Below are 14,200 nucleotides of genomic sequence, written 5' to 3'. Positions count from 1 at the left end.
GCCCGCGCTATTGATTGGCCGGAGCGGCGTTGTGTTTGCCGGCCGCCGCCTGCTGCCCTTCATTGCGCAGCAGGCGTTCGCGCGGCGAATCCTCCGCTTTGTCTTTGTCGGCGCGCATATAGTCGTAGGGCAGCAGCACCGTATCCATCACCGCAGAAAACGGCAGATCAATCGCCACCAACGGCATCATGGCCCAGCTGGTGTTGTCATCCTTTAGCATATCAACGCTGGCACGGGTGCCAGGGTAGTAGCCCTGGTTTGGCCCGGTATGGCTCATCACACTCGAGCACCCGCCGGTGGCCAACAGCAGGCAACTGGCCGCTATCACTTTTATCTTTATCATCATTATCCATCCTGATGGGGTTAGAACCCCTAATTTGCTGATTTATAACATCATAAGATGTTTTTAAAAGAGCAAAGTCCCGCTCTGTGGCCGTTCTCTCACTTCATTGTAAGAGATAAATGCGCTTTCATCGCATTTTGCCATTATTTTTTGCGCGTTACCCATTGAAAAAACACCGCCCACCCCTATCTGATAAGGAGAGAAAAGAGGAGTTCGCCGTTAGGGGATTCCGGCTAGCGGCCTGTCCATAATGGAAGGCCAAATGATTAAACCTTGCTGAGGTATTTTAGGAGGCTGTTTTATGCGTAATTTCGATCTGGCGCCGCTCTACCGTTCCGCGATTGGTTTCGATCGCCTGTTTAACGCCCTGGAAGCGGGCCAAAGCCAAGGTAATGGTGGCTACCCGCCGTATAACGTTGAACTGGTTGATGAAAATAATTATCGCATCGCCATTGCCGTCGCCGGTTTTGCCGAAGATGAACTGGAAATTACCACGCATGACAACCTGTTGACCGTCCGCGGTGCGCACCAACGCGAGAATGCGGAAAAAACCTATTTATACCAAGGGATTGCAGAACGTAATTTCGAACGCAAATTCCAGTTGGCGGAACATATCCAAATTAAAGGCGCCAAACTGGAGAACGGCTTGCTGTATATCGATCTGGAGCGCGTGGTGCCGGAAACCTTAAAACCACGCAAAATTGAAATTAAATAATTGTTATTTTCATCGGTGATTTTCACCGGTGGAAATACCGTACTGCCCGCCGACAGGGGGCAAATAACGTTATACCCGAACGCCGTTATAAGGCCACGGGTCATCATCTCGCTTCATAGAAGGAGTTAATATTATGCGTAATTACGACTTATCCCCACTACTGCGTCAGTGGATCGGTTTTGATAAACTGGCAAGCTCAATGGGCAGTCAGGAGCCACAAGGGTTCCCGCCCTACAATATCGAAAAGAGCGACGATAACCATTATCGCATCTCCCTGGCGCTGGCCGGTTTTAAACAAAGTGAGCTGGATATTGAAGTGGAAGGCCCACGTCTGACCGTGCGCGGCAAACCTGCACTGCCGGAAAAACCGGTGGAATATCTGCACCAGGGGCTGGTATGCAAAGAGTTTACCCTGAGCTTTACCCTGGCTGAGCATTTGCACGTATCCGAGGCCGCGTTTGAAAACGGCCTGCTGCATATCGATCTGGTGCGCCAGATACCGGAAGCGCTGCAGCCACAGCGGATCGCGATTGGCAGCACGCCTGGGATAGAAGCAAAATAACCGCCTGAAAAGCGTTAAATTTTATGGGGGAGGCCTGAAAGGGCTTCCCCCGTTTCGTTCTGTGGCACACCCCGCATTCACTCGCGTTGCCTTATGTCAGAATCCCTAAGGTTAAGCATCTATCCTACAACGTAGAGCAAGGTTTCAAACTTGTCTTAAGGTCGTAACCTATGAGCGATATCGCACAGGCTGTCAGCATGCTGGCGTTGGTGGCCGTTCTTGGGCTGTGGATTGGCAACTGGAAAGTGTACGGCGTGGGGTTGGGGATCGGCGGCGTGCTGTTTGGCGGCATTATCGTCGGCCATTTTGCCCAGACTTACCAGATCGAGCTCAACAGTGACATGCTGCATTTCATCCAGGAGTTTGGTCTGATCCTGTTCGTCTATACCATTGGTATTCAGGTTGGGCCGGGTTTTTTTTCCTCCCTGCGCGTTTCCGGGCTACGGCTGAACGGCTTTGCCATCCTGCTGGTATTGATTGGCGGCCTGGTGGCGGCCGCGGTGCACAAGCTGTTTGATGTTCCCTTGCCGATTATCCTCGGCGTTTTCTCCGGCGCGGTGACCAACACCCCGGCACTGGGCGCCGGCCAACAAATCCTGACCGATCTGGGTTCCGATCCGGCATTGGTCGATCGCATGGGGATGGGCTATGCGATGGCATACCCGTTCGGCATCTGCGGCATTCTGCTGGTGATGTGGCTGCTGCGGCTGTTTTTTCGCATCAACATTGAGCAGGAAGCGCGAGCATTTGACGATAGCCAGGGCAACAGCCGCGAACTGTTGCACACCATGAACGTCGCGGTGCGTAACCACAACCTGCACGGTATCGCCATTCAGCAGGTGCCGCTGCTTAACGGCGACGACATCATCTGTTCGCGGCTAAAACGGGGCGATCTGCTGATGGTGCCCGCACCGCATGAAAAGCTGGAGCTGGGGGATTATCTGCACCTGGTGGGCAGGCGGGAAAGCCTGGAAAGCGCCCGGTTGGTGATCGGGGAAGAGGTGGACGCCTCGCTTTCCACCCGCGGCACCACGCTGCAGGTCGTGCGCGCAGTAGTGACCAATGAGCAAGTACTGGGCAAGAAAATCCGCGAGCTGAACCTGAAGAAAAAATATGACGTGGTAGTGTCGCGGCTGAACCGGGCTGGGGTGGAGCTGGTCGCTGGCAGCAATGTGTCGCTGCAGTTCGGCGACATACTCAACCTGGTAGGCCGGCCGGAGGCGATCGACGCGGTGGCGGCCATTGTGGGCAACGCCAGGCAAAAATTACAACAGGTGCATATGCTGCCGGTGTTTATCGGCGTAGGGCTGGGGGTGTTGCTCGGCTCGATTCCGCTGTTCGTGCCCGGTTTCCCGGCGGCGCTGCGCCTGGGGCTTGCCGGTGGCCCGCTGGTGGTGGCGCTGATTCTGGGGCGGATAGGCAGCATCGGCAAGCTGTATTGGTTTATGCCGCCGGGCGCCAACCTGGCGTTGCGTGAACTGGGCATCGTGCTGTTTCTGGCGGTAGTGGGCCTGAAGTCGGGCGGCAACTTTGTCGATACGCTGGTGAACGGCGACGGGCTGGCGTGGGTGGGCTACGGGGTGCTGATCACCGCCATCCCGCTGATCGCGGTGGGCGTCTTGGCCCGGCTGGTCGGCAAGATGAATTACCTGACGCTCTCGGGCATGTTGGCCGGCTCAATGACCGATCCGCCGGCGCTGGCCTTTGCCAACAACCTGCACCCCACCAGCGGCGCGGCGGCGCTGTCCTATGCCACGGTTTACCCGCTGGCGATGTTCCTGCGCATCATCTCGCCGCAACTGCTGGCGGTGCTGTTCTGGGCTATATAGGGGCTGCGGCAGCCGCCCCATTGCCGGCTAGCGAATTTGCACGGCCGGCGCCGCGGCATTCACTTCCCGGTGTGCGCGCTCAATCTCTTCCGCCAGGATTTTCACCCCTTGCTCTATTTTCTCCGGATCGGGCACGTAGTTCATGCGCATGCACTGGTGGGTATGCGGCCACTCATGCTCCAGCCCCGGGAAGAAATAGTGCCCCGGCACCATCAGCACACCGCGCTTTTTCAGCCGCTGATAGAGCAGCTCGGTGGTGATTGGCAGATCTTTAAACCACAGCCAAAGGAAGATAGCACCTTCCGGTTTGTGGATCAGGCAGCGCTCCGCCGGCAGGTAGCGGCGGATAATGTCGATCGTCTGCTCCACGCGCTGGCGGTAAAAAGGGCGAATAACCTCATTGGACAGGCGCAGCAGATCGCCGCGGGCGATCATTTCCGCCGCCAGCGCGGGGCCGATGCTGCCCGGCGACAGGCTGATGATGCCGTTCATATTGCTCAACGCGCTGATGGTCTTCTCGTCGGCAACCACGATCCCGCAGCGCGAACCCGGCAGGCCGAGCTTGGACAGGCTCATGCACAGAATGATGTTGGGGTTCCACAGCGGGGTGGCTTCACTGAAGATAATGCCGGGGAACGGCACGCCGTAGGCGTTATCGATCACCAGCGGGATATCGTGCTGCTGCGCCAGCGCGTCCAGCTTGATCAGCTCGTCGTCGGTGATCACGTTGCCGGTGGGGTTGGTCGGGCGGGAGACGCAGATCATGCCGATATCGTTGCTGATGTTCAGGTGTTCAAAATCGACGTGATACTTGAACTGGCCGCCCGGCAGCAGTTCGATATTGGGTTTGGCGGAGACAAACAGCCCTTCGTCCAGGCCGGCATCGGCGTAGCCAATGTACTCCGGCGCCAGGGGGAACAGCACGCGGCGGCGGCTGCCGTCGGCATAGCGGCCGGCAAACAGGTTAAATAAGTAGAAAAATGCGCTCTGGCTGCCATTTGTCAGTGCAATATTCTGTGGCTCTATTTGCCAACCAAGCTCGTCGCGCAGCAACTTGGCCAGCGCTTTCAGCAGGGTATCCTTGCCCTGAGGGCCGTCATAGTTGCACAGCGCTTCGGTCAGTTTGCCTTGCTCGAGCATCTCCTGGCACAGCTGTTTGAAGTAGCTCTCCATCTCGGGGATTTGCGCCGGGTTTCCGCCGCCAAGCATGATGGCGCCTGGGGTTCGCAGGCCTTCGTTCAGATCGTCCATCAAGCGGGTGATGCCCGCGTAACGGGTAAATTTGTCGCCGAAAAGTGAAAAAGTCATAGGTGTAGCAATATTATTTTTAGCAGGTTAATCCCTCACCATACCGCCAGACAAACTCCGGTGCAATGCGCCGGAAAAATAAACCACCGGGCGTAAACTTCACCAGGTGGTTTATTTTTAGCATAATCCACTGTTTTATTCTGGCCGTTCGCCCACCCAAACCACCATCACTTTATCGCCGGCGTGCTGGCGGCTGAAGGCGTAGTAACGGGCGTTCTGTTGCGATTGCTGCGTGCCTGCGCCAATGGCCGGGTGGCGGGCACGGAACTCGCCCAGGCGCTGCCAGTGGGCCAGCACCGGCGCTTTGGCGCCCTGCAGTTCCTGCCAGTTCATGTCCGAACGGGTGCCCTGCAGCGGATCGGAGCCGGTGGGGCCAAAGGCGCGCGCACTCTCATCGCCGTAGTAAATCTGCACCGCGCCCGGCGCCAGCAACAGCAAATCCGCCGCGCGCTGTTGCAGCGGCAGCGATCCTTTGGCATCGCTGCTGAAAAACAGCCGTGTGTCGTGCGATGAAATATAGCTGAGTACGTTGAAGCCCTGCAGCTTGTCGGCCATCTGCTGGTATGTGGGATCGATATTTGAGAAACAGTTCAGCGCCTCGGCCGCCCGATCCTGAAAGTCGAAGTTGATCATCGCATCAAAGCCGTTGTGGTAATAATCGCTTTTCATTACGCCGTGGCCCCAGGCTTCGCCGGTCATCCAGAAGGGGCCGTCATCCAGCGCCTGGGTGGAGTTGGCGGCCTTCCAGGCCTGTAGCGCCGCGGCGGCATGCTGTTTTAACTGCGCCAGCGTTGGTTTATCAACGTGCTTGGCGGTGTCAACGCGAAAGCCGTCAATGCCGTAGTCACGCACCCATTGGCTGAGCCATTGCGTCAGGTAGTCACGGGTGGTGGCGCCCGGGATCTCTGTGGCCGCCGTATCCGGTTTGTGGCGGTAAAACAGCGGCAGGCCGCTGGCGCCGGCGGCTTCGGTTTTGATGTCCGGCAGGAACGCCAGCGACATAGTGAGATCGCTATAGCCCGGCGAGTCGTAATCCCCGATGTCGGTGCGGATCCAGTTTTTGCCCCACCAGGTCGCCCAGCCGGCTTTATCGCTGAAGTTGATGTAATCATTGAAGCTATGCCAGTTCTGGCCGCGCGCCGGCTGCCAGTCGCCCCAGTTTTTACCCAGCGTTTTTTCAATATCACTGCCCTTCAGGTACAGCGAGCCGAACTGAAAGGTTTGCATATCGGCCAGGGTAGCGTAGCCAACGTGGTTCACCACCACATCGAACAGAACACGGATGCCGCGCTTGTGCGCCTGTTCAACCAGCGTACGCAGATCCTGTTCGTTGCCCATATTGGCATCCAGCCGGGTCCAGTCCAGCGTGTAGTAGCCATGATAGGCATAGTGCGGGAAGTCACCTTTGGTGCCGCCGCCAACCCAGCCGTGGATTTGTTCCAGCGGCGAGCTGATCCATAGTGCGTTGACGCCAAGCTGCTGCAGGTAATCCAGCCGATAGGTCAGGCCGGCCAGATCGCCGCCGTGAAAAGTTCCGATCTCCTGCATACCGTCGCTGCGGCGGCCATAGCTGTGGTCATTGCCAGGATTGCCGTTTTCAAAGCGATCGGTCAGCACAAAATACACGGTGGCGTTTTGCCAACTGAACGGCGCGGCGTTTTCCGTCGCTGCCGTTTCAAGCAGCATGATGCCGCCGCTGCCGGCGGCCGGCTTCAGGGTGACTTTGCCCTGTGTGACGGTGGCGGTCTGGCCGGAATAGAAATCGCGCACCGTTTCACCTTCGGCGAAGGTGCCGCCGACATCCACCGTCACCGGGTTGCCGTCCCAGCGCTGGCAGGTGTGGGCCGTTACCGCGGCGTTGGCTTCCTGCGCCTTCAGGCCCAACTGCAGGGTTGGCGTGCCGCTGCGGGTGTCAATACGCACCTGGTATTCGCCGTCGCGGAACAGCCGCCAATTCACCGGCGGGTTGTTGCCGCACGGCTGTAGCGAAAGGGTTTGGTTGAGCTTTACCGCTTCGGTGGGCTGCCAACACTGTTTGTCCTGGTAGAGCCGCAGCGGCAGTTGCCCTTTTTGCAGCGTGGCCTGGCTGCTGAACAAGCCGCTGGGGGATTCCTGAAATGCGGGGAAGGGTTGCAGCGCCCAGTCGGCCAGCGCCGCCGGAGGCAATAGCATCAATAGGGTGAGGGTCAGACGTTTCATAGCGCTCCTTACACGTGGCGGGAAGCATTGTTATCGTAGAGTCGCTTCCAGTGTGCAGGAGAAGGCAAAAATAGCCTCATCCCCGCGGCGGAAAAGCGGGGATGAGGCGTCAGGGGGAGGGGCGTTAGCGCTGCAGGATCTGGGGGTTAACGCAGTTTTCCGTTACCGTGCCGGTCAACGCGGCAATCAGATTATTGACGGCGCACTCGGCCATACCGTAGCGTGTTTCATGCGTTGCCGAGCCGATGTGCGGCAGGGCGACCACGTTCGGCATCTTCAACAATGGGGAACTGAGCGGCAGCGGCTCCTCTTCGAATACGTCTAGCCCGGCGGCATGAATGGTGCCGTTTTGCAGCGCGGCGATCAGCGCGTTTTCATCCACCACAGAGCCACGGCCTGCGTTGATCAGGATGCCGCTCTTTTTCATCTTCGCCAACTGCTCGGCGCCAATCATGTGGAAGGTCTGCTCCGTCAGTGGCAGCGTGATGCAGACAAAGTCGGATTCCGCCAGGAGCGTATCCAGATCGCAGCGGCGGGCGTTAAAGCGCCGATCGGCTTCTTCATGGGTGCGGCGGGCGTTATACAGTATCGGCATACCGAAGCCGAAGTGCGCGCGCTGCGCCAGCGCCAGCCCGATGCGCCCCATACCGAGGATCCCCATGGTCTTGTGGTGAACATCCACCCCGAACCAATCCGGGCCGATACTGTGTTGCCATTCGCCGGCTTTAACCCGCTCGGCCACTTCTACGATACGGCGTGCGGCCGCCAGCACCAGGCCCATGATGGTGTCCGCTACGGTTTCCGTCAGCACCGTGGGGGTGTGCATCAGGACGACGTTGTGGGCGTTGAGCGCGGCGACGTCGAAGTTGTCGTAGCCGACGGAAATGGTGGAAGCTGCGCGCAGATTTGGCGCCTGCTGCAGAAAGGCTTCATCCACTTTGCCGCCGGTGCCGATGATCCCTTCGGCCTGTTGCAATACCTCTTTCAGGCGTTCCGGATTATCCGGGGTCAGGCTGTTGAAGGTATGCACGGTAAAATGCTGCTCCAGCCGTTCAAGCAGATCGGCCGGGATGCTTCGGTACAATACAATGGAAGGCTTCATTACAAACTCCAGCAGGCTAATAATTAATCCAACATAGCATAAAGCATAGCGCGCAGAGGGGCGTGCCGCCTGCCCCTCTGCTGAGATAATCGATCCCCATCAGGCTATTTGCGGATGGGTTTCAGCGCGGGCGGGCTTTACCACCAGCGTCAGCACCACCGATACCACCAGCGCGATGGCCATAAACATGTATGAGGCGGCCGGCGTGCCGGTTGCGCCGTTCAGGTAGCCGACGAACCAGGAGCCAAAGAACGAGCCCAGGGCGCCCATACTGTTAATCAGCGCCATGGCGCCGCCGGCCACGTTTTTCGGCAGCATTTCCGGAATGATGGCGAAGAACGGCCCGTATGGGGCATACATCGCCGCGCCGGCGACCACCAGCAGGCCGTAAGAGATCCAGAAATGATTCGGGCCGATGGCGTAGGAGCCGAAGAACGCCAGCGCGCCCAGCAACAACAGCGGCCAGACAAACAGCTTACGGTTTTGCATTTTGTCCGACGCCCAGGAAACCACGATCATGGCGATGGTCGCGGCCAGGTAAGGCACCGCAGACAGCCAGCCCGCTTCCACCATGCCCATCTGCATGCCGCTGCGCAGAATGGAAGGCAGCCACAGCACAAAACCGTAGACGCCGATGCTCCAGGCAAAGTATTGCACGCACAGCAGGATCACGTTGCGGGAACGGAAGGCTTCACTGTAGTTGCGCACCGCTTTAATGCCTTTCTGTTCTTCTTCCAACTGCTGTTGCAGCGCCAGCTTTTCGTCTTTGCTCAGCCAGTTGGCCTGGGCGGGTTTGTCTTGCACCAGCACCCACCAGCAGAAGGCCCAGATGATCGCCGGGATGCCTTCAAAGATGAACATTTCCCGCCAGCCGAAGGCGTGGATCAGGTAGCCGGAAACGACCGACATCCACAGCACCGTCACCGGGTTGCCTAAGATCAAAAAGGTATTGGCGCGCGAACGTTCAGACTTGGTGAACCAGTTGCTGATGTAAATCAGCATGGCCGGCATGACGGCGGCCTCCACCACGCCAAGAATAAAGCGGATTGCCGCCAGCATGGGGATGTTACTGACGATCCCGGTCAGCGAGGCGCAGCCGCCCCACAGGATCAGGCACCAGAAGATCAGCTTTTTGACGCTGCGCCGTTCGGCGTAGATTGCGCCGGGGATCTGGAAGAAAAAGTAGCCGAGAAAGAACAGGGCGCCCAGCAGGGATGCCATGCCTTTGGTGATGCCGAGATCTTCATTGATGCCGGCGGCAGAAGCAAAACTGAAGTTAGCGCGGTCGAGATAGGCCAGGCTATAGGTGATAAACACGATGGGCATGATGTACCACCAGCGTTTGACTGCGACAGTTGCTGTACTCATGTTCAGACTCCTCAGTGGTGTCTTGTTTCCCCGCTGGCTGCCTGGCTTATGGCCTGGCAACCCACGGGGACAGTATTCTCCCAGCACGTCCTGGCTGTAGGGCAAGAGGCGTACGCCGTTGGGAGCGGGCGGTTAAAAAATGAATCGTTTTTATCGGTTTATGATTCGGCCAAGGCGGCGCGGGTCGGCAGGCCTTCGCTGTCGCCGATGGCCTGGATCGCCAGCGAGCCGATTTTATTGCCGCGTTGCACCGCCTGTTTCAGCGTTTTGCCTTCCAGCAGGGCGCTGATCGCCCCCACGGCAAAGCCGTCTCCCGCACCCACGGTATCCACCACGTTGCTGACTTTTACCGCCGGCACCACGGCCTGATCGCCGGCGGCGGTTTTGAACCAGGCGCCTTCCGGGCCGGTTTTGATCAGCACCGCCTGCACGCCGTGCTCCAGATAGAAATCGGCGATGCCTTCCGGCGTTGACTGGCCGGTCAGGATTTGGCCTTCCTTCAGCCCCGGCAGCACCCAGTCGGCGGCAAACGCCAGCGCGTTAAGCTGCGCGATCATCACTGCCTGGCTTGGCCACAGCACAGGGCGCAGGTTGGGATCGAAGGAGATGGTTTTGCCCATGGCGCGCATTTCGCGTGCGGCGTAGTGGCACAGCGCCAGCGAGGAGCCGGACAGCGCCGCCGCCACGCCGCTCAGGTGCAGGTGGCGGGCGCGGCCAAAGTAATCCCGATCAAAATCGGCGGTGGAAAGATGGCTGGCGGCCGAACCTTTACGGAAATACTCCACAATGGGATCGGTTCCATCCTGGGCTTTGGATTTCATCTGAAAACCGGTTGGGTAGTGGCCGTCCACGGTAACGCAATGGGCGTTAACCCCCTCTTTTTTCAACTGTTGCAAGGTGAAACGGCCAAAAGCATCGTTGCCCACCCGGCTCACCCAACCGACGTTGAGGCCCAGGCGTGACAGGCCGATGGCCACGTTCAATTCGGCGCCGGCAATGCGCTTGGTGAAGGTTTCCACTTCTGCCAGATCGCCGGGTTGCGCCGCGACGAACATCGCCATGGCTTCGCCCAGGGTGACGACGTCCAGTGCTGAATAGCGTTCGGTTGTCTGTGTTGCCATCATGTTTACTCCGCACGTAAAAGATTAACGTAGTGGCGGGTGACTGCCACCAGATCGTCGCCCTGTAATGGGAACTCGATACCCCGCGGCGCGTCCTGCGGCAGCAGGGCCAACAGGTTGCGCCAACTGCCGTCGGTTTCATCCAGCGCAATGGCGCGCCAGCCGCGCGGCCCTTGGGCGGCGGCCTTCACGTGGATATAGCTGACGTGGCGCGCCAGCCGCTCGGCCGCGGCCTGCGCGTCTTGGCCCACCCACAGCCAGTTGGCCATATCAAAAGTCATCCCTACCGGCAGATGGTTGTCTTCTGCGGCGTGGAAGAAGGCGTTGAGCATCGGCAAAACACCGCAGTCGGGGGTTTGATCGTTTTCAACCACCAACTGCAGCGGGTATTTTTCCAGCGCCACTTTCAACGGGGTGAAGTCAAACCCCGGCTGATAATGGCCGAGCGACAGCTTGAGCTGGCGGGCGTGCAGGATCTGCGCTTCGGCCAGGCGCGCTTCCAGGTTTGGGTTAAGCGCATGCTGCGGCGTAAATAAGGCTTCCGGGGCGGAATAGACGGCGAATAACCCATGCTGTGCGATGGCCTTGGCCAGGGCCGGCAGGGCGTCGATGTCCTGCGCGCTGAACAGCTCGCGGCGAATCTCCACGCCTTCTGCGCCCGCCTGCGCAATAAGCGGCAGCAGCGCCGCCTGGCCACCTTGCTGGTGGACGGCTTCGGCGCCATAGGCACCGGTCACGACGATAATTTCTTTTTTCATACCCGCTCCTGAATCGGCTGCGTTTTATATTGCCGTTATAAATACGTTAGATGGAACCGGTTCCATGCGAAAGCGACAGAGTGTAAAAGTATGATCGAAATCACGAACGGTGAACAAAAAATAGTCGGAGTTAATCGGGTAAAAGCTGGCGCGCAGGCGGCGGATGTTTCCGCTCATCCAGCACCCTCACCCCAGCCCTCTCCCAGAGGGAGAGGGGGAAAACTGGAGTTCTTATCAAGATTAGTGCCCTGCCAAACCCTGTTGTAGCGCTATGTTTAAATCATTTGATAAGCGGAATGCCGAGCCTCCACTATTGCTCGGGCGGTTCCCTCTTCCTGTGGGAGAGAGGAAACCCCTTGTTGTAGCGATATTTTTAAGCGGAATGCCGAGCTTCCACTATTGCACGGACGGCTCCCTCTCCCTTTGGGAGAGGGTTGGGGTGAGGGAAAAAACCTAGCGGGTCGTTGAACCCCGCACAATCAGCTCACCGGAAAACACCCGCTCTTCCGGTGCAGACGCCAGCCCCTGAATACGTTGCAGCAACTGCTCTAGCGCGGTATGCCCCATCTGATAGGTCGGCTGCTTTAGCGTAGTAATCCCCACCCCGGCCAGCTCCGCCCATTCCAGTTCGTCAAAGCCCAGCAGGCCGATATCGCTGCCCCAGTGCAGGCCGAGGCGGCGCATGGCGCGCGCCACTTGCAGCGTCAGCGCACCGTTGGCGGAAATCACCGCCTTGCGCATACCGCGATGGCGCAGATTAAATTCCCGCAGCACCGTTTCCAACTGTGGGCCGTCGTTCAGCGGCGTTTCCGCCTGTTCCGCCGCCAGCGCCGGGTGCTCCGCCATGGTTTGGCGGAAAGCGAGCAGGCGCTCCAGGCGGGTGTTAACGGTGCCGACTGGTTCACTTAGGAACAAAATGGCTTCAAACCCCTGTTGCAACAGGTGCTCCGTGGCCCGGGTTGCCGCTTCATGGTTGTTCAGCCCTACCACATCGCAGGTGAAATCCGGGATTTTCCGGTCGATCAGCACCATAGGCAACTGCGACTGATGCAACGCCGATAGCGCGTCTTCACGCATCCCGACGGCGTTAACGACGATGCCCTCGACCCGGTAGCTGCTGAGCAGTTGCAGGTAGTGCTGCTCCTGGTTGACTTCATTGTTGGTGTTGCACACCAGAAGGGTGAAGCCGTGCTGGCGGCAGGCGGCTTCGATGCCGCGCATCACATCCACCGAATAGGGGTTGGTGATATCGGCGATAATCAGGCCGATCAGCCGGGTCTGGCCGCCTTTCAGGCTGCGCGCCATCTGGCTTGGCCGGTAGTCGAGCTGTGTAATCGCCTGCTGGATGCGGCGTTTGAGATCGTCAGACAGCAGGTGCTGTTCACCGTTCAGGTAACGCGACACGCTGGTCTTGCCGGTTTTGGCGGCTTTGGCCACATCGCTGATGGTAGCGCGCCCGGCGGCGCGCGATGCCTTCACACTGCTCACGGTCGATCCCTCCTGAGGTAGATAGCCACTGAGCCTAACACACCCGCCGCGCCGCCGGGAGCCTCTGCTATCAAGATGTGGCGCTGGGCGCACCTTCCGGCAGCGCCTGGCTTTTTGGCGTGCTGCTCAGCGTAAAGGCGGAGATTAACGTCACGCCCAGCGCCAGGCCGCCAAGGATCATATAGGTGCTGTGAAAACCAATCCGATCATACATATTGCCGGCAAAGGCGGACAGGAAGATTGCCGCGCCCTGTTTGGCAAACTGGAAGCCGATCAGGTAGATAGTCGCGGAAAGCCGGGTGTCGAAGATGGCGGTGATGTATTTGAAAGTCCCGACCAGCAGGAAGGGCACTTCCAGCGCGTGCAGCATTTTCAGCAACACCACTTCCAGCGCGGTGGTGGCAAAGGAAGAGCCGATGATGCGAATCGACATGATCATCCCGGCCAATAACAGTGTATTTTTCGCCCCGATGCGGTTAATGATCCACGGCGAGCAGAACATGATCAGCGCATTGGCCAGTTCGCCGGCGGTGGTGACGTAGCCGAACACTTCGGTGCCGCGCTGCGGTGAGCTAAAGAATGATTTAAAGAAGTTGGCGAACTGCTGATCGAACACGTCATAGACGCAGGCAACGCCCACCACGTAAAGGATAAACAGCCACATTTTCGGCATTTTGAACAGCTCGGCGGCCATTTTGATCCTGAACTGCGGCTGGTTGGCCCCGAGCTGATTCATCACCACGGCGGTAGGGTTTTCTTTGGGATCGGCCAGCAGCAGCAACAGCATCAGCAGAACGGACGCACCCGAGCCCATCCAAAATACAATGTCCGGGTTGATGTTGAACAATACGCCGGCGGTCGAGGCGCAGATCCCCCAGCCAAAGCAGCCGAACATGCGCGCTTTGCCATATTCAAACGCGCTTTTGCGGCTGACCTTTTCGATATAGGCCTCGACGGCCCCGGAGCCGCCGGAAAACACAAAGCCGATATAGGCCCCGCCGCTTAACGCGCCGAGCAGAATGTTGGTCTTGAGCAGCGGGGCGAAGACAAACAGGAAGAAGGGCGCAAAGAACAACAGCAGCAGTGAAATGATCCACAGCAGATGTTTTTTCAGCCCCAGTTTATCGGAAATAATGCCGAAAATCGGCTGGAACAGAATGGCAAACAGCGACAGGCAGGAGAAAACCAGCCCGGTTTCGGTTTTATTCAGGCCAATCACTTCCGACAGCCAAATCGGCAAAAACGGGAAGCAGGTAGCCATGATGAAAAAGTACAGGAAAAAGAAGGCGCCGAATATCCAGAAGTTACGGTTGTTTTTGTAGGTACAGACGGTGGCGTTCATTGCTATTGTCCTTTCGCTACTGACTGGCGATGAGCATGCGGCGGCGCTTGGCCGCCGCACTGGCT

12 protein-coding genes are annotated in these 14,200 nt (G+C 58.4%); 3 read left to right on the top strand and 9 right to left on the bottom strand.

Annotated features, from left to right (window positions below):
* Window positions 1-7: 7 nt before the first annotated feature.
* Window positions 8-343, bottom strand: coding sequence for a YceK/YidQ family lipoprotein (locus tag AC559G_RS14125; RefSeq protein WP_498912973.1), 336 nt, complete (start codon window positions 341-343; stop codon window positions 8-10).
* Window positions 344-644: 301 nt separating this feature from the next.
* Here AC559G_RS14125 and ibpA point away from each other — a divergent pair, with 301 nt between their 5' ends.
* The 3 genes from ibpA to AC559G_RS14110 all read left to right on the top strand — a co-directional run bounded on the left by ibpA (window position 645) and on the right by AC559G_RS14110 (window position 3,449).
* A complete protein-coding gene (gene ibpA, locus AC559G_RS14120; RefSeq protein ID WP_438596456.1) occupies window positions 645-1,058 on the top strand; it encodes a small heat shock chaperone IbpA in 414 nt (137 codons plus the stop codon).
* Window positions 1,059-1,191: 133 nt separating this feature from the next.
* Complete coding sequence (gene ibpB / locus AC559G_RS14115; RefSeq protein ID WP_279028364.1) at window positions 1,192-1,620, top strand: small heat shock chaperone IbpB; 429 nt, start codon at window positions 1,192-1,194, stop codon at window positions 1,618-1,620.
* Between the two features lie 170 nt (window positions 1,621-1,790).
* Window positions 1,791-3,449 (top strand): Yide family putative transporter, encoded by a 1,659-nt coding sequence (locus tag AC559G_RS14110; RefSeq protein WP_498912932.1) that lies wholly within the window; start codon window positions 1,791-1,793, stop codon window positions 3,447-3,449.
* A 27-nt stretch (window positions 3,450-3,476) separates the two neighbouring features.
* On the opposite strand, the gene AC559G_RS14105 is transcribed toward AC559G_RS14110, so the two are convergent.
* The 8 genes from AC559G_RS14105 to AC559G_RS14070 all read right to left on the bottom strand — a co-directional run bounded on the left by AC559G_RS14105 (window position 3,477) and on the right by AC559G_RS14070 (window position 14,135).
* Complete coding sequence (locus AC559G_RS14105; protein ID WP_095846474.1) at window positions 3,477-4,757, bottom strand: valine--pyruvate transaminase; 1,281 nt, start codon at window positions 4,755-4,757, stop codon at window positions 3,477-3,479.
* Between the two features lie 135 nt (window positions 4,758-4,892).
* Window positions 4,893-6,956: an alpha-amylase gene (locus AC559G_RS14100; protein ID WP_498912931.1), complete on the bottom strand. Its 2,064-nt coding sequence runs from the start codon at window positions 6,954-6,956 to the stop codon at window positions 4,893-4,895.
* 124 nt (window positions 6,957-7,080) lie between these two features.
* Entirely contained in the window at window positions 7,081-8,058 is a 978-nt protein-coding gene (gene ghrB, locus AC559G_RS14095; protein WP_498912930.1) for a D-glycerate dehydrogenase, read from the bottom strand.
* Window positions 8,059-8,157: 99 nt separating this feature from the next.
* A complete protein-coding gene (locus AC559G_RS14090; RefSeq protein WP_498912929.1) occupies window positions 8,158-9,426 on the bottom strand; it encodes an MFS transporter in 1,269 nt (422 codons plus the stop codon).
* Window positions 9,427-9,584: 158 nt separating this feature from the next.
* Window positions 9,585-10,550, bottom strand: a complete 966-nt coding sequence (locus tag AC559G_RS14085) for a sugar kinase (RefSeq protein ID WP_498912928.1) — start codon at window positions 10,548-10,550, stop codon at window positions 9,585-9,587.
* A gap of 2 nt (window positions 10,551-10,552) precedes the next feature.
* On the bottom strand, window positions 10,553-11,305 hold the full coding sequence (locus AC559G_RS14080) for a sugar phosphate isomerase/epimerase family protein (protein ID WP_498912927.1): 753 nt from the start codon (window positions 11,303-11,305) through the stop codon (window positions 10,553-10,555).
* 453 nt (window positions 11,306-11,758) lie between these two features.
* Window positions 11,759-12,793 (bottom strand): LacI family DNA-binding transcriptional regulator, encoded by a 1,035-nt coding sequence (locus AC559G_RS14075; RefSeq protein WP_095846469.1) that lies wholly within the window; start codon window positions 12,791-12,793, stop codon window positions 11,759-11,761.
* Window positions 12,794-12,863: 70 nt separating this feature from the next.
* Window positions 12,864-14,135: an MFS transporter gene (locus tag AC559G_RS14070; RefSeq protein WP_438598036.1), complete on the bottom strand. Its 1,272-nt coding sequence runs from the start codon at window positions 14,133-14,135 to the stop codon at window positions 12,864-12,866.
* Between the last annotated feature and the right edge of the window lie 65 nt (window positions 14,136-14,200).

The sequence above is a fragment of the Gibbsiella greigii genome (assembly GCF_039540155.1).
Taxonomy (GTDB): Bacteria; Pseudomonadota; Gammaproteobacteria; order Enterobacterales; family Enterobacteriaceae; genus Gibbsiella; species Gibbsiella quercinecans.
Note: the sequence above shows the minus strand (reverse complement) of the source record. Positions and strands in the feature narration are given on the sequence as shown.

Coding starts and splice junctions, on each gene's coding strand:
- AC559G_RS14125 (WP_498912973.1), bottom strand. CDS start 343: ATGATAAAGATAAAAGTGATAGCGGCCAGTTGCCTGCTGTTGGCCACC.
- ibpA (WP_438596456.1), top strand. CDS start 645: ATGCGTAATTTCGATCTGGCGCCGCTCTACCGTTCCGCGATTGGTTTC.
- ibpB (WP_279028364.1), top strand. CDS start 1,192: ATGCGTAATTACGACTTATCCCCACTACTGCGTCAGTGGATCGGTTTT.
- AC559G_RS14110 (WP_498912932.1), top strand. CDS start 1,791: ATGAGCGATATCGCACAGGCTGTCAGCATGCTGGCGTTGGTGGCCGTT.
- AC559G_RS14105 (WP_095846474.1), bottom strand. CDS start 4,757: ATGACTTTTTCACTTTTCGGCGACAAATTTACCCGTTACGCGGGCATC.
- AC559G_RS14100 (WP_498912931.1), bottom strand. CDS start 6,956: ATGAAACGTCTGACCCTCACCCTATTGATGCTATTGCCTCCGGCGGCG.
- ghrB (WP_498912930.1), bottom strand. CDS start 8,058: ATGAAGCCTTCCATTGTATTGTACCGAAGCATCCCGGCCGATCTGCTT.
- AC559G_RS14090 (WP_498912929.1), bottom strand. CDS start 9,426: ATGAGTACAGCAACTGTCGCAGTCAAACGCTGGTGGTACATCATGCCC.
- AC559G_RS14085 (WP_498912928.1), bottom strand. CDS start 10,550: ATGATGGCAACACAGACAACCGAACGCTATTCAGCACTGGACGTCGTC.
- AC559G_RS14080 (WP_498912927.1), bottom strand. CDS start 11,305: ATGAAAAAAGAAATTATCGTCGTGACCGGTGCCTATGGCGCCGAAGCC.
- AC559G_RS14070 (WP_438598036.1), bottom strand. CDS start 14,135: ATGAACGCCACCGTCTGTACCTACAAAAACAACCGTAACTTCTGGATA.